Source organism: Pseudoxanthomonas sp. LH2527, assembly GCF_022539275.1.
Taxonomy (GTDB): domain Bacteria; phylum Pseudomonadota; class Gammaproteobacteria; order Xanthomonadales; family Xanthomonadaceae; genus Pseudoxanthomonas_A.
In genome coordinates, this window is the sequence record NZ_JAKZBW010000034.1 from 26,681 (window position 1) to 44,968 (window position 18,288).

Sequence of the window (18,288 nt, forward strand, 5' to 3'; positions counted from 1 at the left end):
TGAGTATGCGCCGCACCTTTTCTTATGCCGCGTTTCGATTCCGGATCTGCGCACGCTGCGAATCTCAGACGCATCGATGTCCAGGCTACGGAGGTTTCTCCGAAGTTAGAACTGCGCTGCATATTCAAGCTCACTAATCAATTCAGATCGCAACCATGTCGCCGCGTGGTGCCTTCTGTGTGTGGCTTAGCGACCATGGCATATCCTTACTTCTGGTAGCAGGTCCTGGGCGTGGCAGCCACCAAAGTCTTGAGCTGGCCTTGCGACTATGGGCTGTCCAGTAGTGGAAACAGAAGCGCAATCAGTATCTGAAGTCGTAGATACAGACGACTCAAGACCTCTGTGTGCATCTCTGGCGTCACGATTTAAAAAGCTTATTTGCGGTATCCAGTTAGGATCGATGACCAGATTCGGGTAGATTTGGCTCGGCCAACAGCACGCTTCTATGAGCATGCTCCCAGCTGTCTCTGCATTCATGGGGGTTTGTATTGCGGCGCATGCCGACAAAGAACTCAAGATCGTTCCGTAAGGTGGGAATGATCCACTCGCATTCCAAAGAAGTCAAAGCCAGATCACACAATCTTGTCATTAGAAGCGCGAACGAGTCTGGAGTGAACGACCAGCAATGGACATCGTGATAGGCCCCATTCTCTTCGGCGTCACGCGCGATTGCGAACGCACTTTCGTCGGTATACGTTCGCTTCAGTGAGGACGCATCGATCCGACCGTGCCATGCTTCTGCGCAATCGATATCGGCGGCACTGAGTGTGAAGTCCAGAATGCGGGAGGCGCTCGGCGCGCGCCGTTTCCGCAGGTACTCGACGAGGCAATCGGCTAGTGTGGTAGTCGCCCTCAAGTAGTCGAAGGTGTAGCGCTTGTCGGGGATTGCAAGACGAACCAAGCCGCCAGAGACCAGCGTCGCCTCTACTTCTTGCAGCCACGCAATTAGGTCAGGAACATGCTCGATGACATGCGAAGCTACAAGATAGTTCGCGCCAGACCAGTTCTCGCCGCGAGCATACGCGGCTGCGGCGATCGACGCGGTGAGTGTATGATCGCCCCACACGGCATCTACGTGTAGCCGAGCAATGTCGATACGCGTATCCGCCGACCATCGGCGACGTAACTCTTCTGTGTTACAATGATCGACATACCAGACCGTTGCATTGCTTTTTCCGACCAGTGGTTTATCCAGCGGCCCTACCTCGATGCCTATCATCGAGTTGAGTTCGATTCCCTGCAGCATCTTTTCGCGTCGGTTCATAGCGTCAGCCCTCTAGCTTTCACCTATTCGTAAGACAGGTTGAAGCAGACCCCCCCCCCGCCTGCAACTCAGGTCCTTGGGCATTGCATGGCTTTGCAGGCACCCCAAGTCGGCATGAACAAATCCGCAGCGAAAGCGACGCTCGGCAGCATAGCGAAAGCGTAGAACAATCTCATCATTCAGCTCAATGGCGAGTAACAGTTCATAGTGTTGCTGACCCTCCAGGCCTGCTACACCCCCATCACGCCACGCAGCAGGGTGGTGAGCAGCATCAGTGCCGCGCCGGCCAGCGCCAGTTTGCGTCCGGGTGCTGCAGGCGCCCACATCGCCAGCATCGCGACGCCGGCCACGCAGGCCAGCAGGTCGGGAAGCTGGTAGCCGAGCATGGTCAGCAGTTGGGTAAGGAATCCGTCCATCTATACTCTTTGAATCCAAGTGGGCGGTGTAGCCAGACCCCACATCCGTGTGGTTCCCACGAATCATGGGGAAACATCCTTTCAGGATGATCTGCTCGAAATCCGCTTGGCGCTTCGACGAACGCCTATAGGCACCGCGTTTGTCAGAGAGCGCCCGCGCAAGTGCGGGCGCTCGAGCAGGGCCGATGAGGGGTCAGGGTTCCAGCGGGTCAGCTGAACTTCCGAGTGAAATGCAGTTTCCTCCTTGAGAATTGCAGTACCAGAGATCTCCGTTGCTATCTACGAAAGCGTATCCGCCGCCTTCAGGAAGGTTCGGCGGCGGCGGTGGCGGCGGTGAAGACGGGCCGTCGGCCAGCGCCAAGATCGGGGAAATCGATAATGCTCCAAGCAATGCAACTTTCATCAGCAATTTCATGACTAGCTTCCTTGTGCTCATGTGTCACGGCTCGTGACGAAGAGAAATATAAGCACAGCGGAGACTGGGTACTAGTGGATTTCGCTAGATTCGGCGAGGTAAATAGATTTAGTGATTGCGTTGCAGCCTCTCGTTAGAGCGTGCTCGCTTAAGCCAATTTTGATTGACCGTGATGTTTGTACGACCTACGCTCAATCCGCCGTCACCAGCACCTTGTCCCTGTCGCGCAAGGCGGTATAGACCGCATCCGTCTCCGGACGCACGCCATGCCACTGCTCGAACGCTTCGGCGGCCTGTTCCACCAGCATGCCCAGTCCGTCCACCGCGTCGTGGCAGCCGGCCGTACGGGCCCAGGCGAGGAACGGGATCGCCGCCTCGCCATAGTTGAGGTCCACCGCCAGCGTGCGCGGCGAGGCGAGGGTGAAGGGCAGGGTGAATGCGCTCTGGTCCTGGCGCGCCGCCGAGGTGGCGTTGACGATCAGCGAGAAGTCGCCGAGGTTGCGCAGGTCGTCCCAGTAGCGCGAATGCGCGCGATCCGGTTCGCCCAGTGCATCGGCCAGCGCATCGGCGCGGTCGGCGGTGCGGTTGACGATGATCAGTTCGCTGATGCCGGCATCGAGCAGCGCGGGCGCCACGCCGCGCGCGGCGCCCCCGGCCCCGAGCAGCAGCGCACGGCGACCGCGCAGGTCCAGGCCGTGGCGCTCGGTGAGGTCGCGCACCAGGCCGACGCCGTCGGTGTTGTCGCCATGCCACTGGCCGTCGTTACGGGTCAGCGTATTCACCGCCCCGGCGCGCCGCGCACGGTCGCTGGCCTTCGCGCAGATCGCGAAGGCGGCTTCCTTCAACGGCAGGGTGACGTTCGCACCGGCACCGCCCTCGCCGGCGAAACGGTCGAGCGTGGCCACGAAGTCGTGCGGGGCCGTGTCGATGGTGGTGTACTCCAGCGCGATGCCGACCTGCTGCGCGAAGGCCGCATGGATGCGCGGCGACAGCGAGTGGGTGACGGGATGGCCGAAGACGGCGTAACGATGGTGGGTCATGGCGCGGTCCCTGTCTTCAGTCGTTGTCCGCAGTCTACGCGCGCGCGCCCCGCCTTGACAGGCGCTGCGGCGCGCTGCACTGTGCCGCCGCCGAAGGGGGTGAGCCAGGGAACAAGGCGACAGGCAGGCCGGGCTGGGGAGTCCGTCCGCCTTCCATCGAACTCTGCCACTGCGAGGATGCGCGTCGACCGTAGACGGAGCGACGCTGCGTCGGCGCACGCTCACCCGTCGGCATCGCCATCCACCCCGCCGGTACCGCAAGGACGCGGGGATTCCACATGACCGAAAGGGAGACCACCATGAAGCCGTTGTTCCGTTGCCTGCCGCTCGCGCTGGCGGCCTTTGCCCTGCACGCCCAGGCGCAGTCCATCTCGCCGGCGTACGAAGCCTTCCGCAAGAAGGAAGCCCCGCAGCCCGCGCCCACCCAGCCCGCGACGCCGCCCGCCCAGCAGGCGGCCCCGGCCGCAGCACAGGCACCCGCGCCGACGTACGCGGCTCCCGCACCTGCGCCCTACGTCGCCCCTGCACCCGCAAGGGAAGCGCAGGCGAACGGCGGCTTCTTCGTCGGTGCGCAGGTGGGCCAGGGCTGGATCTATGAGGACGTCGAACAGGACGCCGTGGCCGTCAATGCCGGCTACCGCTGGCAGGCCGGTCCGTGGGCGCAGGTCGGTGTGGAGCTCTCGGGCGGCCGGCTGGACGAGACGACAGAAGGTGACTTGCGTTTCGCGAAGGCGACCTACAAGGCGATCGGTGCCAACGCCCGCATGAACTTCGGCGACAGCCCGTGGTTCGCCACCGTGCGCGGCGGATACTTCGACGCCGAGGTCGACGGTGCCGACGAGGAGTTCGACGCCGACGGCGGCTATGCGGGTGTGGCGATCGGCGTTGACATCAACCGCCATTTCAACATCAGCCTGGGCTACACCGCTTTCGTCTACGCGGACGACTACACGTACGACGACTGCGATGACGCTCTCGATTGCGACTTCAACCGTGCCGACACGGTGATGTTGGGCGTCGAAGCCCGCTTCTGATGCCGGAACGGAAACGGGAGCCGACAGGCTCCCGTTTTTCCTGAGCCACCGAGCTCACGCCGCATCGTCATGCCACGCATCACGGATGACGACAGCAGGCGGGTCAGCCCTCACGCAACCAGCGCGCCGCATCCAGCGCGAAGTAGGTCAGCACGCCGTCGGCGCCGGCGCGCTTGAACGCGGTGAGCGCTTCCAGCGCGCAGGCCTTCTCGTCCAGCCAGCCGTTGGCGGCGGCGGCCTTGATCATCGCGTACTCGCCGCTGACCTGGTAGGCGAAGGTCGGCACGCCGAATTCGTCCTTCACCCGGCGGATCACGTCCAGATACGGCAAGCCCGGCTTGACCATCACCATGTCCGCGCCTTCCTCCAGGTCCAGCGCGATCTCGTGCAGCGCTTCGTTGGAATTGGCCGGGTCCATCTGGTAGTTGAACTTGTTGCCCTTGCCCAGGTTGCCGGCGCTGCCCACCGCACTGCGGAACGGGCCGTAGAACGCGCTGGCGTACTTGGCGGCGTACGACATGATGCGGGTGTTGATGTGGCCGGCCATCTCCAGCGCTTCGCGGATCGCGCCGATGCGGCCGTCCATCATGTCGCTGGGCGACAGGATGTCCACGCCCGCCGCGGCATGCGCCAGCGACTGCTTCACCAGCGCTTCGATGGTCTCGTCGTTGAGGATGTAGCCGGTGTCGTCGATCAGGCCGTCCTGGCCGTGGGTGGTGTACGGGTCCAGTGCCTGGTCGCTCATCACGCCGAGTTCGGGGAAGCGCGACTTCAGCGCGCGGATCGCGCGCGGGATGATGCCGTCCTCGTCCCAGGCGATGCGGCCGTCGGCGGTCTTCGCCGCCGGATCGGGCACGCCGAACAGGTCCAGCACCGGCACGCCCAGTTCCAGCGCCTGCTCGCCCACGCGCAGCAGTTCGTCGATCGACAGCCGTTCCACGCCCGGCATCGACGCCACGGGTGCGCGACCCTTTTCCTCGTGCACGAACACGGGGTAGATCAGGTCGTTGGTGGTCAGTACGTGCTCGCGCATCAGGCGACGGGAAAACTCGTCGCGGCGCATGCGGCGCGGGCGGGTATGGGGATAGGCCATCACGGGCTCCTGGCAGAGCGGTGAATGATACGCCCGTGGCCGGTGCGGCGGCCTGCGGCGGGCGGTCGCAGTGCGCCACGCGGCGACCGGCCTGGCGTCAGATGAAGCCGCCGCCGATTGACAGGCGGATGATGCCCACCACGATCACGATGCCGTTGAGCAGCAGGCCGGCCTTGGCGCGACCGCGGTTCTCGGTCCGCGTGAACAGGATGCCGATGGCGGCGATGATCGCGCCGACGGCGGCGAACGGGATCAGGAACCAGTTGCCCCATCCCAGCAGCGGAATCAGCGCCAACACCATCCACAGCATCGACACGATGCCCCACAGCAGGCTGATCAGTCCCATCGAACGTACTCCGGCATTGGGCGCGCGAAACGGCGCCTCATGCCATCACTATGTGGTCAGCCGGCAGGCGCTTCAAGCACCGACGCCGTGCATGCCCTCGATCTCCACCAGCAGTTCGCGGCGGCAGACGTCGGCGTGCAGCATCAGCCACGGCACCCGCGTGCCCAGTCGCGCTTCCAGCTGCGCGGCCACGGCATCGGCATCGTCGGCGTCGCTCACGTAGATCTTGAGGCGCGAACTGGCATCCAGGTGCGGCGGCAGCGACGGCGCATGCGCGCGCGCGGCACCGAGCAGGCTGTCGAGGTTGGTCAGGGTTTCGTCGAGCTGCGCGCGCAGGGAGTCGGCGTGCTGCGAGGCATGGCCCACGATGCTGGCCGTGCCGGACAGCAGCAGCGGCACGCGCGGCGACGGCGGCAGCAGGGCGCGCGCGAAGCTGGGCGACTGCGGGCCGTATTCGCGCGGATAGCGGTAGGCGCTCACCTGGCGGGGATTTTCCAGCGGCAGGCCGGGTTCGCGGGCGGCCAGCCAGTACACCTGCAGCACGCGACGGCCGTCGTGGCTGCCGATCGCGGTGGCGGCCGGCAGCAGGCGCGTATCGATATCGCCCAGCCCCTGTACACGGCCGACGCAGAACTGCCGGTAGCGTTCGGCATCGCCTTCACCGTCGGTGATGGCGTCGAAGTAGTTCCAGATGCGCAACAGGTACGGATAGCCGCTGTCCCGCCAGAATGCCGCCATCGCCGCGTAAGCATGGGCGCTGGCGTGCAGGATGCCGCCCTCGGGCTCCTCCCACTCCACCACGCCGAACATCAGGGCGCCGTCGTGGCTGTAGCGCACCGCGCCGTCGCGTCCGGTCGTGACCGGCCCGCTCGCGCGCCAGACTTCGTAGGGCGCGGCGGCTTCCCGCAGCGGCGACAGCGGTACGCGCAGGTAGCGCGGATCGTCGATGCTGGCGGTCGCCGGCGCCAGCGCGCCGAAACCCAACACGGCCAGGGTCTCCGGCAGGCCCAGCAGCGCCTGCGGTGTCGGTGCATGGATGTAGTCGACGGCCAGCCGCTGCGGGGCGGGTGGCTGGTCGGGGGCGGAGCTCATCGTGCGGGAAACAGGGGCATGTCGGGGCGAAATGATAACCCGCCCACCCCGTCACGCCGGCCGGGCGCAGGCTGTGCCAACATTCAGGCCTTGCGGCGGAAGATCGCCAGCATTCCCAGGGAGAAGCCGTCATGACGTTCCGCACCGTTCCCGTCGTGTTCGCCATGTTGCTGGCCGCCGGGTGCGCCAGCAGTTCCAAGGTCATGCTGGGGCAGGCGCGCCCCGCCCTCGATCCATCGCAGGTCCAGGTCTACCGCACCGCACCGGCGGGATCACTGGAAATCGCGCAGCTGGAATCGAAGAGCGCGGTCGGTTTCGGCACCCAGGGCCAGACCGATGCCGCCGTGGCCCGCCTCAAGCGCGAAGCCGCCGCCCTCGGCGCCAATGGCGTGGTGTTGATCGGCGTGGGCTCCAGCGGCTCCCCGGTCGGCATGTCGGTGGGCGCCGGCAGCTACGGCCGCCACTCCGGTGGTGGCCTCAGCATGGGCATCCCCACCACGCAGAAGCAGGCGGCCGGCGTGGCGATCTACGTGCCGCCCGGCACGGCGGTGGAGCCGGGGCTGGTGGTTCCGGATCCCGCCGCGAAGCCGTAAGGCTGTCCAGGGATGACAAGCGCGAAGGCGGCCGATGGCCGCCTTCGCCGTTGAGGGATCAGGGCGAGGCGGTCGCTGCGTGGTCTTCCAGCACGATCCGCTCGCCGCCGTCCACGTTCACTGCCAGCGTCTCGTAGCGCCATTCGCCGGCGCGCTTCTCAGCCACGACGTAGAGCGTGCCGTCGGCGCGCGGGCCGTCGAGGGGAATCGCCAGGTCGGCTTCGCCGCTGGCTCCGCTGGTGCTGATGTTTCCCTGTACGAACCAGCCCGCACGGATCGGTTCGCCGAGCGCGGCGATGACGGCAGGGTCGGACTGCGCCCGCGTGAGGGCTTGCTGATAGGCGCCCGAGGACTTGATCGCCCCCAGCAGCAGCGCCACGCCGCCGAGGGCGAGCGCAACGAACATCGCCAGCAGCAGCGCGCCCAGCACCGGCACGCACCACTTCCAGTTGCGTTGCCACCAGCCGGGTTGGGCGGGGACGTGCGTCGACATGCGAGGGCTCCGGATCGGGTCAGGGCTTCAGGCAGCGGGCGAAGAAATCCTCGGTCAGCCGGTAACGGTGCAGCAGGTCGCTGCCGCGCAGGCCGTGCTTGGCGCCGGGGTAGGTCATCAGCTCGAACGGGGTGCCGCGCTTCTGCAGGTCGCTCATCAACTGCGTGGAATTGGTGAACAGCACGTTGTCGTCGGCCATGCCGTGGATCAGCAGCAGCTTCGAGCGCAGGCCCGCCAGGTGGGTGAACACGCTGGCTTCGCGGTAGCCGGCCTCGTTCGCCTTCGGCAGATCCATGTAGCGTTCGGTGTAGTGGGTGTCGTACAGCGCCCAGTCGGTCACCGGCGCGCCCGCCACGCCGCAGGCGTACGCCTCGCTGTGTTTGGCCAGCAGCATCAGCGTCATGTAGCCGCCGTTCGACCAGCCATGCACGCCGATGCGCGCCGGGTCGACGAACGACTGCGTCTTCAACCACGCCACGCCGCGCAGCTGGTCGTCCACTTCCACCGTGCCCTGTCTGCCGTACAGCGCGCCACCGAAGGCCGCGCCGCGACGCGGTGTGCCGCGGTTGTCCAGCGAGAACACCACGTAGCCCTGCTGCGCCAGGTACTGGTTGAAGAAGGCATCGCTGCGCCCCGGCCAGGCGCGGGTGACGGTCTGTGCGGCGGGACCGCCATAGACGAAGACCACCACCGGATACTTCTTCTTCGGATCGAAATGGGCGGGTTTGATCAGGCTGTAGTGCAGCGGCGTGGTGCCGTCCGCCGCGGTCAGCGTGCCGAACGTGGTCGGCTGATGTGCAGTGAGATACTTGGCATACGGATGCCCGGCCTCTGCAGCGTCGTTCTCGAGCAGCGTCGCGAGCTTCGTGCCATCGGCCTTGAACAGTTCGATCTGCGGCAACACGGTGTCGCTGGACCAGCTGTCGACATAGACGCTGGCGTTGCGGGCGAAGCTGATGGCGTGCACGCCGGGCGCCTGGGTCAGTCGGCGCGATTCGCCGCCGCCCAGCGGAACCGCATAGGCGTGCGCCTCGGTGGCGCCGTCGCGGGTGCCGCTGACGTAGGCCAGGCCCTTGTCTTCGTCCACGGCCAGCAGGCTGTCCACCACCCAGTCGCCATGGGTCAGCTGCGACAGCGACGCCCCTTCCTCGGACACGAGGTACAGATGCTCGAAGCCATGGCGCTCCGACGACCACAGGAAACGCCCGTCCTTCAGGAAGCGCAGGTCGTTGTGCAGCGGCACCCAGGTCTTCGACGTCTCGGTGACCAGCGTGCGCTGCGTGCCGGTGGCCAGCGTGGTCTCGATCAGGTCGAGTGTCTTCTGGTCGCGCGACTGGCGCTGGAAGGTCAGGCGCTGCGGATCACGCCAATCCACGCGGGCCAGGTAGATGTCCTGCTCCGCGCCCAGGCCGATCCAGCGCGGCGTCGCCCCCGCCTTCGGCGCAATCACGCCCAGCTGCACCCGCACGTTGTCGTCGCCGGCCGCCGGATAACGCTGTTCGATCACTTCGGTGCGGTCGGGATACACCTCGTAGCGCTTCACCAGCGGCACGGGCGTTTCGTCGATGCGGGCGAAGGCGATGGCTGCATCGTCCGGTGCCCACCAGTAACCGGTGTGGCGGTCCATCTCCTCGTCGGCGACGAACTCGGCCACGCCGTTGCCGATGGTGGCGCTGCCATCGCGCGTGAGCTGCGCTTCCTTCCCGCTGGCCAGATCGATGACCCACAGGTTGCGCTCGCGGATGAAGCTGACGAAGCCGCCCTTCGGCGAGATCTTGGGATCGGTGGCGAAGCCGCCGCCGTCCGTCAGCTTGCGCACCGCGTCCTTGCCGGCCTTGGACAGGTCGTAGAAATACAGCTCACCGCCGAGCGGGAACAGCAGCGCTTTCCCATCCGGCGACCACTGGTAGTCGACGATGCCGGACAGCGCGGCGATGCGCTGGCGTTCGCGGCGCGCCTTCTCCTCGTCGCTCAGCACCTCTTCGCCGGGCAGCACCACCGACGAATCCACCAGCAGACGCGTCTGCCCGCTGGCGATGTCGTACTCCCACAGGTCCAGCCGGTTGCGGTCGCTGTCCTTGCCGCGCAGGAAGGTCACCCGCGAGCCGTCCGGCGCCACCTGCGGCTTGGTCAGCGTGGGGCCGGACAGCGGTGCGCTGCCGGTGATCGCTTCCAGCGTGAGTTTGTCGGCGTGGGCGGGCAGGGCGGCGGTGAGGGTCATCAGGGCGAACAGGGCAAGGCGCATCGGATTTCTCGGGCGGCGGGGCCGGTCAGGCCCGGATTATTGCACCCGGGCGTAGCGTGCGCTGCGCGCACGACCTGGGGGTCCCACACCGCGCGTCGTACGCATGTCGCGTGATGTAGGGGTCAGGCGATCGTGCGCATAGCGCACGCTACCGGCCGAACAGGTGCTTGCGTTCTTCGTCGGTCAGCGGTTTGCCGGCATCGGGATTGACCTGCGTCTTCAGCGCATACGCACGTTGCACGGCCGGGCGCGCGGCGATCTCCGCGTGCCAGCGCTGCAGGGCGGGGTAGGGCGACATGTCCAGCGGCGCCTTGTCGTAGGCGTTGACCCACGGATGGATCGCCATGTCGGCGATGCTGTAATCCTCGCCGGCCACGTACGCATGCTTCGTCAGCTGCCCATCCAGCACGCCAAGCAGGCGCTGCACTTCGCGGGTGTAACGGTCGATGGCGTAGGGGATCTTCTCCGGCGCGTACACGGTGAAGTGGCCGTACTGCCCGCTCATCGGGCCCAGGCCGGCCATCTGCCACATCAGCCACTGGTTCACCGCCACTTTCTGCCGGGTGTCGCTGCCGAAGAAGCGGCCGGTCTTGTTGGCCAGGTACAGCAGGATGGCACCGGACTCGAACACGCTGATCGGCTCGCCGCCGTCGGCGGGGGCGTGGTCGATGATGGCCGGCATCTTGTTGTTGGGCGAGAACGCCAGGTAGTCGGGCTTGAACTGGTCGCCCTTGCCGATGTTCACCGGCACGATGCGGTAGTCCAGCCTGGCGCCGGCCTCCGCCAGTTCTTCCAGCAGCAGCGTGATCTTGTGGCCGTTCGGGGTGGGCCAGTAATAAAGGTCGATCATGGGGAATTCCGCAGGAGGGGGAGGCCTTCGAGTCTAGCCGTCCGTGCGGACTTGGCAGCGTCAAGATCCGCCGCTACCCTGCCGCATCCTTGGAAAACACTGTTCCCATGACGCTTCCGCCCAGCCCTCGCCCCAACTTCCTGCCCAACCTGATCTTTGCGTCGCGCTGGCTGCAGCTGCCGCTGTACCTGGGCCTGATCGTGGCGCAGTGCGTCTACGTGTTCCTGTTCGGCAAGGAGCTGTGGCACCTGATTCATCGCGCGCCGGGTCTGGGCGAGCAGGAAATCATGCTGATCGTGCTCGGCCTGATCGACGTGGTGATGATCTCCAACCTGCTGGTCATGGTGATCGTCGGCGGCTATGAGACCTTCGTATCCCGGCTGCGGCTGGAAGGCCACCCGGACCAGCCGGAATGGTTGAGCCACGTCAATGCGTCCGTGCTGAAGGTGAAGCTGGCGATGGCGATCATCGGCATCTCGTCGATCCACCTGCTGAAAACCTTCATCGCGGCGGGCGCCTTGAATGGCCTTCCGTTCTGCACGCCTGCGCAACTGGCTCAAATGAAGGCGGAGATGGCCATCACCAGCACGCAGTGCACGCAGCTGACACCGGACGGCGTGCTCTGGCAAACCATCATCCACTGCGTCTTCATCCTGTCGGCGATTGGCATTGCCTGGACGGACAAGCTGATGAATGGCGGCGCACCCGCCAAACACGCTGCGCACTGATCCCGTGACGGCCGAGCTGCTCATCCGCGACGCGGTCGATGCCGACATCGCGGCCATCGTCGCCCTGAACACGTCCGAGGTCCGCCACACCAGTCCGATGGATGAGTACAGGGCGCGCCAGCTGGCGTCCCTGTCGGCCTACCTCCGCGTGGCGGAACTGGACGGCCGCGTCGTCGCCTTCCTGCTGGCGATGCGCGCAGGCGCGGACTACCGCAACGACAACTTCGGCTGGTTCGCCGCCCGCTTCCCGGACTTCCTCTACGTGGACCGCATCGTCGTGGACGCGTCGGTGCAGGGGCACCGGCTGGGCTCGGCGCTGTACGGCGACCTGTTCGCGTTCGCCAGCGAAGCGGGCATCCCGCGCATCACCTGCGAGTTCAACGTGGTGCCGCCGAACGAGCCCTCGCGGCTGTTCCACGCCCGCCACGGCTTTGTCGAAGCCGGCCGCCAGTGGCTGGACGACGGCCGCAAGCAGGTCTCGATGCAGGTCGCCGAGCGGGGCTGAACAGGCCGCGTCTCAGGGTGTGGGCCGCCGCAGGCCGTAAAATGCGCGGATGGATGTCTCCCACCTGCTCGACGATCTGAATCCCGCCCAGCGCGACGCCGTCTCCGCCGAACCCGGGCACTACCTGGTGCTGGCCGGCGCCGGCTCCGGCAAGACCCGCGTGCTGACCCACCGCATCGCCTGGCTCAACGAAGTCCATGGCGTGCCGACCCACGGCATTCTCGCGGTGACCTTCACCAACAAGGCCGCCGGCGAGATGCGCGCGCGCGCCGACGTGCAGCTGCGCAACGGCAGCCGCGGCATGTGGATCGGCACCTTCCATGGCCTGGCCCATCGCTTGCTGCGCCTGCACTGGCAGGAAGCGAAGCTGCCCGAGACCTTCCAGGTGCTGGACAGCGACGACCAGCAGCGGCTGGTCAAGCGCGTGGTGCAGGCGATGGAGCTGGACGAGGGCAAGTACCCGCCCAAGCAGCTCACCTGGTGGATCAACGAGCAGAAGGACGAAGGGCGCCGGCCCGAGCACATCCAGCCGGCACCGAACGACGACTGGCTGGACGTGCGCCGGCAGGTCTACGCCGGCTACCAGGAGCGCTGCGACCGCGCCGGCCTGGTCGACTTCGCCGAGCTGCTGCTGCGCGCGCACGAAGTGTTGCGCGACACGCCGGCGCTGCTGGCGCACTACCGCACGCGTTTCCGGCAGATCCTGGTGGACGAGTTCCAGGACACCAATGCCATCCAGTACGCCTTCGTGCGCGTGCTGGCCGGCGACACCGGGCATGTCTTCGTGGTCGGCGACGACGACCAGAGCATCTACGGCTGGCGTGGAGCGAAGGTCGAGAACATGCAGCAGTTCCTGCGCGACTACCCGGCCGCGCGGACCATCCGGCTGGAGCAGAACTACCGATCCAGCGCCAACATCCTGGGTGCCGCCAACGCGGTGATCGCGCACAACCCGGGCCGCATCGGCAAGCAGCTGTGGACCGACACCGGCGACGGCGAGCCGATCGACCTGTACGCCGCCTACAACGAGATGGACGAGGCGCGCTTCGTCGTCGAACGCATCCGCCAGTGGGTGCGCGACGGCGGTAGCCTGGGCGATGCCGCCATCCTCTACCGCAGCAACGCGCAGTCGCGGGCCTTTGAAGAGGCGCTGCTGTCCGAGCAGGTGCCGTACCGCGTGTATGGCGGCATGCGCTTCTTCGAGCGTGCGGAAATCAAGGACGCGCTCGCATATCTACGTTTGATGGCCAACCGCGCCGATGACGCCGCGTTCGAGCGCGTGGTCAACACGCCGACGCGCGGCATCGGCGAGCGCACGCTGGACGAAGTACGCCGGCTGGCGCGTGGTGCCCGCGTGTCGCTGTGGGGCGCGGCCTCGCTGGCGGCACAAGGCACGGAGCTGGCCGGGCGCGCGCGCAATGCGCTGGCCGCGTTCGCCGCATTGGTCGACCAGCTGGCCGAGGAAACCGCCGAGATGACGCTGGCCGAACGCGTCGACCACGTGCTTGCGCGCTCCGGCCTGCGCGAGCACTGGGCGCGCGAGAGTCGCGGCGGGCTGGATTCCGAATCGCGCACCGAGAACCTCGACGAACTGGTGTCGGTGGCCTCGCGCTTCGTGCGCCGCGAGGACATCGCGGCCGAGGAGGACGGCCAGGAAGGCATGAGCGAACTGGTCGCGTTCCTTTCCTATGCGGCGCTGGAAGCCGGTGAAGGCCAGGTCGAGGCCGGCGAGGACGGCGTGCAGCTGATGACGCTGCACTCGGCCAAGGGCCTGGAGTTTCCTCTGGTGTTCCTGGCCGGGCTGGAGGAGGGACTGTTCCCCAGCAACCGCTCGCTGGACGAGAGCGGGCGGCTGGAGGAAGAGCGGCGGCTTGCCTACGTCGGCATCACCCGCGCGCGGCAGAAGCTGGTGCTGAGCTATGCCGAAGCGCGCCGCCTGCACGGGCAGGACATGTACGGCATCCCGTCGCGCTTCCTGCGCGAGATTCCCGCCACCCTGCTCAACGAGGTGCGGCCGCGCGTGCAGGTCAGCCGGCCGGCCTCCGGCTTCGCCACGCGGGTGACGCCCGGCCATGCCAGCCTGGAAACGCCGGGCCTCAAGCTGGGCCAGACCGTCACCCACGCCAAGTTCGGTGCCGGCGTGGTGACCGATTACGAGGGCAGCGGCGCGCATGCGCGCGTGCAGGTCAACTTCGACAGCGAAGGCAGCAAGTGGCTGGTGATGGCCTACGCGAACCTGCAGGCGGTATAGCCGGCGCAATTGATCCAGATCACGGCGCCGTAAGCCCGCCGGGCGTGTAATGGCCGCACCCCAAGCTCATGAGGTGCGGCATGTACCGGCATATCCTGATGGCGACCGATGGCTCCGAGCGGGCCAGCAAGGGCGTGCAGCACGGCCTGGCCCTGGCCGGCAGCCTGCAGGCCAGGGCGACGGTGCTGACCGTCAGCGAGCCCATCAGCACGGGCTTCGACGATGCGCTGGGCTGGAGCGCGGTGGCGACGTCGCTGCCCGATTTCCAGAAGGCGCGCGAGGATGCCGCGCGCAAGGTGCTCGATGCCGTCACCGCGCAGGCGCAGCAGGCCGGCGTGACGCCGCAGCTGCTGCATGTGGCCGACCGTTACGCGGCCGAGGCCATCGTCGACACCGCCGAACGCGAGGGCTGCGACCTGATCGTGATGGCGTCGCACGGGCGGCGCGCACTGGGCCACCTGCTGCTGGGCAGCCAGACCAGCGAAGTGCTGGCGCGCTGCGGCGTGCCGGTGCTGGTGATCCGCTGAACGCGGCAGCTCACCAGCCGTAGAGCTTCCAGTACACCGGCGAGACGTCGCTGTTGTCCTTGCTCTTGTCCAGGCGGCCGTCGCCGTCGGAGTCGTACAGGTAATACGGCGCACCGCGCGCGGGCGTGACCTTGACCATGCGCAGGTTGCCGGCCACGCGGTATTCCTCGATGGTGTCGCCGTTCTTCTCCGTGCGCACCGCGACCTGCGCGTTGGCCAGATCCATGTCGGCGGGATTGCCGCCGGTCGAGGCGCAACCGGCCATCGCCAACAGGAAGGACAACGGCAGGGCAAGGGTCGTCATGCGGTTCATGGTGGCGTCCGGTCGGGGGAATGACGGCCCGATTATGCCCCCAATGCGACGCGGCGCGCGTGACGCCGCGCGCAGGAGCGGGGCGTAGAATGCCGGCATGACACGACTCGTATTGATCGACGGCTCCAGCTACCTGTTCCGCGCATTCCACGCGCTGCCTCCGCTGACCAATGCGCAGGGCGAGCCCACCGGCGCGCTGTTCGGCGTGGTCAACATGCTGCGCGCCACGCTGAAGGAGCGGCCGGATTTCGTCGCGTTCGTCCTCGATGCCAGCGGCCCCACGTTCCGCGACGAACTCTATCCCGACTACAAGGCCAACCGGCCACCGATGCCGGAAGAGTTGCGCGCGCAGATCGAGCCGATGATCCGCATCGTGCAGGCGCTGGGGTTCCCGTTGTTGCGGGTGGACGGCGTGGAAGCGGACGACGTGATCGGCACGCTCGCGCTGCAGGGCGCAGCGCAGGGCATGGAGGTCACCATCTCCACCAGCGACAAGGACTTCGCACAGCTGGTGCGTCCGGGCATTGCGCTGGTCAACACGATGAGCGGAAGCCGGCTGGATTCGAGCGAGGCCGTGATCGAGAAGTTCGGCGTGCGCCCCGAGCAGATCGTCGATTACCTGGCCCTGATGGGCGATACCGTCGACAACGTCCCGGGCGTGGAGAAGTGCGGGCCCAAGACCGCCGCCAAGTGGCTGGGCGAGTACGGCACGCTCGATGCGATCCTGGACAAGGCGGGCGAGATCAAGGGCAAGATCGGCGACAACCTGCGTGCCGCGCTGCCGCGCCTGCCGCTGAACCGCGAACTGGTGACCATCAAGACCGACGTCGCGCTGGACGGCGGGCCGGAGACGCTGCCGCTGCGCGAACGCCATGTCGACGAGCTGCGCGAGCTGTATGCGCGCTACGGCTTCAACCAGGCACTGAAGGAACTGGAAGGCGGTGCGATCGACGCGTCATCCGTCGCCGAGAAGGAACCCGGCCGCGCGCGCGGCACGGGGCGCGTGTCGTCCGCCGTCACCGATGATGCGCCTCTCGATGCCGCGCTGAGTGTGGCTGGCGAATACGCCGCCGTCACCGAGCCGGCACAGCTCGATGCACTGGTCGCGCAATTGCAGCAGGCGGACGAATTCGCCTTCGACACCGAGACCGACAGCCTCGATCCGATGCGTGCCAACCTGGTGGGCCTGAGCTTTGCCACCGAACCCGGCAAGGCGGTCTACGTACCCGTGGGACACGACTATCCCGGCGCGCCGCCGCAGCTCGACCGCGCAGCGGTCCTGACCGCGCTGGCGCCGGTGCTCGGTGATGCCGGCAAGCGCAAGCTGGGCCAGCATGGCAAATACGATCTGCACATCCTGCGTCGCCATGGCGTGGATGTGCAGGGATATGCCGACGACACGATGCTGGAGAGCTTCGTGTTGAATGCCGGCAGCAACCGCCACGACATGGACAGCCTGGCAAAGCGATTCCTCGGCTACGACACCATCAAGTACGAAGACGTCGCCGGCAAGGGCGCCAAGCAGATCCTGTTCTCGCAGGTCGCCGTCGACGATGCCACCCGTTACGCCGCCGAAGACGCCGACATCACGCTGCGCCTGCATCGCGCGCTGGCGCCGAAGCTGGCGGCCGAGCCCGGCCTGGAAAGCGTCTACCGCGACATCGAGATGCCGCTGGTGCCCGTGCTGGCGCGCATCGAAGCCAACGGCGTGATGATCGACGGCGACGAACTGCGCCGGCAGAGCGCCGACCTGTCCAAGCGCATGCTGGCCGCGCAGCAGAAGGCGACCGAGCTGGCGGGCCGCACCTTCAACCTCGATTCGCCCAAGCAGCTGCAGGCGCTGCTGTTCGACGAACTGAAACTGCCGGCGCTGGTGAAGACGCCCACCGGCCAGCCCAGCACCAACGAAGAAGCGCTGGAAGCCATCGCCGACCAGCACGAGCTGCCGCGGGTGATCCTGGAATACCGCGGGCTGGCGAAGCTGCGCAGCACCTACACCGACAAGCTGCCGGAGATGGTCAACGCCGGCACCGGCCGCGTGCATACCAGCTACCACCAGGCCGGTGCGGCGACCGGACGGCTGTCGTCCACCGATCCCAACCTGCAGAACATCCCGATCCGCACCGACGATGGCCGGCGCATCCGCAAGGCCTTCGTCGCGCCGCCGGGCCGCAAGCTGGTGGCCTGCGACTACTCGCAGATCGAGCTGCGGATCATGGCGCACCTGTCGCAGGACCCCGGTCTGGTGCGCGCGTTCGAATCCGGCGCCGACATCCACAAGGCCACGGCGGCGGAAGTGTTCGGCCGCAAGCTGGAAGACGTCACCGGCAACGAGCGTCGCGCCGCCAAGGCGATCAACTTCGGCCTGATGTACGGCATGAGCGCGTTCGGCCTGGCCCGCCAGCTGGGCATCGCGCGCGGCGAGGCGCAGGACTACATCGCGCTCTACTTCAGCCGCTATCCCGGCGTGCGCGACTACATGGAACGCACCCGCCAGCAGGCGCGCGAGCTGGGCTACGTCGAGACCGTGTTCGGCCGCCGCCTATACCTGGAGTACATCAACAAGGGCACGCAGGGCCAGCGTGCGGGCGCCGAACGCGCGGCGATCAATGCACCCATGCAGGGCACGGCGGCGGACATCATCAAGCGCGCGATGATCGGCGTGGACGCATGGCTGTCGGTGCACCGCGAACGCGCGCTGATGATCCTGCAGGTGCACGACGAACTGGTGTTCGAGGCCGAGGCCGACTTCGTGCCGACCCTGCTGGAGGAGGCGACCGCGCGAATGGCGGCGGCGGCACAACTCAGCGTTCCGCTGGTGGTCGACAGTGGGGTCGGCGACAACTGGGAAGAGGCCCATTGAGCGGGGCTGAAAACGGTTTCCCTTCCGGAACAATCGCTTGCGAAATGTTCGGGAAAATCCTGTCAGGTATATTTGTATACCGACCAGTTCAATAAACTGAATTCCTCCTGAATCTTACGGATTTTTAACCGGAATCTTCACGAACTATCCATGTGCGGAGTGGTCATATAGCCCGTGACAGATGCAACGTCTGTCACTGATCTCTCCCATCCCCTGGAGC

18 protein-coding genes are annotated in these 18,288 nt (G+C 66.6%); 7 read left to right on the forward strand and 11 right to left on the reverse strand.

The features are described 5' to 3' along the window. Positions 1–391 precede the first annotated feature (391 nt). The 4 genes from MMG85_RS16155 to aroE all read right to left on the reverse strand — a co-directional run bounded on the left by MMG85_RS16155 (position 392) and on the right by aroE (position 3,135). Entirely contained in the window at positions 392–1,264 is an 873-nt protein-coding gene (locus MMG85_RS16155) for a hypothetical protein (protein WP_241046963.1), read from the reverse strand. Between the two features lie 230 nt (positions 1,265–1,494). After that, positions 1,495–1,680 carry a hypothetical protein gene (locus MMG85_RS16160; protein WP_241046964.1) on the reverse strand — a complete coding sequence of 62 codons (186 nt, stop codon included), beginning with the start codon at positions 1,678–1,680 and terminating at the stop codon, positions 1,495–1,497. Between the two features lie 193 nt (positions 1,681–1,873). Continuing rightward, entirely contained in the window at positions 1,874–2,095 is a 222-nt protein-coding gene (locus MMG85_RS16165; RefSeq protein WP_241046965.1) for a hypothetical protein, read from the reverse strand. 191 nt (positions 2,096–2,286) lie between these two features. Further along, positions 2,287–3,135, reverse strand: a complete 849-nt coding sequence (gene aroE, locus MMG85_RS16170; RefSeq protein WP_241046966.1) for a shikimate dehydrogenase — start codon at positions 3,133–3,135, stop codon at positions 2,287–2,289. A gap of 299 nt (positions 3,136–3,434) precedes the next feature. Here aroE and MMG85_RS16175 point away from each other — a divergent pair, with 299 nt between their 5' ends. Further along, complete coding sequence (locus tag MMG85_RS16175) at positions 3,435–4,169, forward strand: outer membrane beta-barrel protein (protein WP_241046967.1); 735 nt, start codon at positions 3,435–3,437, stop codon at positions 4,167–4,169. Positions 4,170–4,272: 103 nt separating this feature from the next. Here the strand turns inward: MMG85_RS16175 and hemB are convergent, their stop codons facing one another. From hemB to MMG85_RS16190, 3 genes are all read right to left on the reverse strand, one after another. After that, entirely contained in the window at positions 4,273–5,262 is a 990-nt protein-coding gene (hemB, locus tag MMG85_RS16180; RefSeq protein ID WP_241046968.1) for a porphobilinogen synthase, read from the reverse strand. A gap of 97 nt (positions 5,263–5,359) precedes the next feature. Continuing rightward, positions 5,360–5,608, reverse strand: a complete 249-nt coding sequence (locus MMG85_RS16185; RefSeq protein ID WP_241046969.1) for a hypothetical protein — start codon at positions 5,606–5,608, stop codon at positions 5,360–5,362. Between the two features lie 72 nt (positions 5,609–5,680). Continuing rightward, positions 5,681–6,700 (reverse strand): pteridine-dependent deoxygenase, encoded by a 1,020-nt coding sequence (locus MMG85_RS16190; protein WP_241046970.1) that lies wholly within the window; start codon positions 6,698–6,700, stop codon positions 5,681–5,683. A 131-nt stretch (positions 6,701–6,831) separates the two neighbouring features. On the opposite strand from MMG85_RS16190, the gene MMG85_RS16195 reads away from it, so the two are divergent. Further along, on the forward strand, positions 6,832–7,293 hold the full coding sequence (locus tag MMG85_RS16195; RefSeq protein WP_241046971.1) for a hypothetical protein: 462 nt from the start codon (positions 6,832–6,834) through the stop codon (positions 7,291–7,293). Between the two features lie 58 nt (positions 7,294–7,351). Here the strand turns inward: MMG85_RS16195 and MMG85_RS16200 are convergent, their stop codons facing one another. From MMG85_RS16200 to MMG85_RS16210, 3 genes are all read right to left on the reverse strand, one after another. Then, the gene (locus tag MMG85_RS16200) at positions 7,352–7,786 is read right to left on the reverse strand and encodes a cytochrome c oxidase assembly factor Coa1 family protein (RefSeq protein ID WP_241046972.1); all 435 of its coding nucleotides are present in this window, start codon (positions 7,784–7,786) and stop codon (positions 7,352–7,354) included. A gap of 19 nt (positions 7,787–7,805) precedes the next feature. Next, positions 7,806–10,031 carry a S9 family peptidase gene (locus MMG85_RS16205; RefSeq protein WP_241046973.1) on the reverse strand — a complete coding sequence of 742 codons (2,226 nt, stop codon included), beginning with the start codon at positions 10,029–10,031 and terminating at the stop codon, positions 7,806–7,808. A gap of 148 nt (positions 10,032–10,179) precedes the next feature. Continuing rightward, the gene (locus MMG85_RS16210) at positions 10,180–10,881 is read right to left on the reverse strand and encodes a glutathione binding-like protein (protein WP_241046974.1); all 702 of its coding nucleotides are present in this window, start codon (positions 10,879–10,881) and stop codon (positions 10,180–10,182) included. 107 nt (positions 10,882–10,988) lie between these two features. On the opposite strand from MMG85_RS16210, the gene MMG85_RS16215 reads away from it, so the two are divergent. The 4 genes from MMG85_RS16215 to MMG85_RS16230 all read left to right on the forward strand — a co-directional run bounded on the left by MMG85_RS16215 (position 10,989) and on the right by MMG85_RS16230 (position 14,892). Continuing rightward, positions 10,989–11,609: a TIGR00645 family protein gene (locus tag MMG85_RS16215; RefSeq protein ID WP_241046975.1), complete on the forward strand. Its 621-nt coding sequence runs from the start codon at positions 10,989–10,991 to the stop codon at positions 11,607–11,609. A gap of 4 nt (positions 11,610–11,613) precedes the next feature. Continuing rightward, on the forward strand, positions 11,614–12,114 hold the full coding sequence (locus MMG85_RS16220) for a GNAT family N-acetyltransferase (RefSeq protein ID WP_241046976.1): 501 nt from the start codon (positions 11,614–11,616) through the stop codon (positions 12,112–12,114). Positions 12,115–12,163: 49 nt separating this feature from the next. Beyond that, positions 12,164–14,365, forward strand: coding sequence for a DNA helicase II (gene uvrD / locus MMG85_RS16225; protein WP_241046977.1), 2,202 nt, complete (start codon positions 12,164–12,166; stop codon positions 14,363–14,365). Positions 14,366–14,445: 80 nt separating this feature from the next. After that, positions 14,446–14,892: a universal stress protein gene (locus MMG85_RS16230; RefSeq protein WP_241046978.1), complete on the forward strand. Its 447-nt coding sequence runs from the start codon at positions 14,446–14,448 to the stop codon at positions 14,890–14,892. 10 nt (positions 14,893–14,902) lie between these two features. Here MMG85_RS16230 and MMG85_RS16235 read toward each other — a convergent pair whose 3' ends face one another. Next, the gene (locus tag MMG85_RS16235) at positions 14,903–15,205 is read right to left on the reverse strand and encodes a DUF2782 domain-containing protein (RefSeq protein WP_241046979.1); all 303 of its coding nucleotides are present in this window, start codon (positions 15,203–15,205) and stop codon (positions 14,903–14,905) included. A 97-nt stretch (positions 15,206–15,302) separates the two neighbouring features. On the opposite strand from MMG85_RS16235, the gene polA reads away from it, so the two are divergent. Beyond that, a complete protein-coding gene (gene polA, locus MMG85_RS16240) occupies positions 15,303–18,068 on the forward strand; it encodes a DNA polymerase I (RefSeq protein ID WP_241046980.1) in 2,766 nt (921 codons plus the stop codon). Positions 18,069–18,288: the final 220 nt, after the last annotated feature.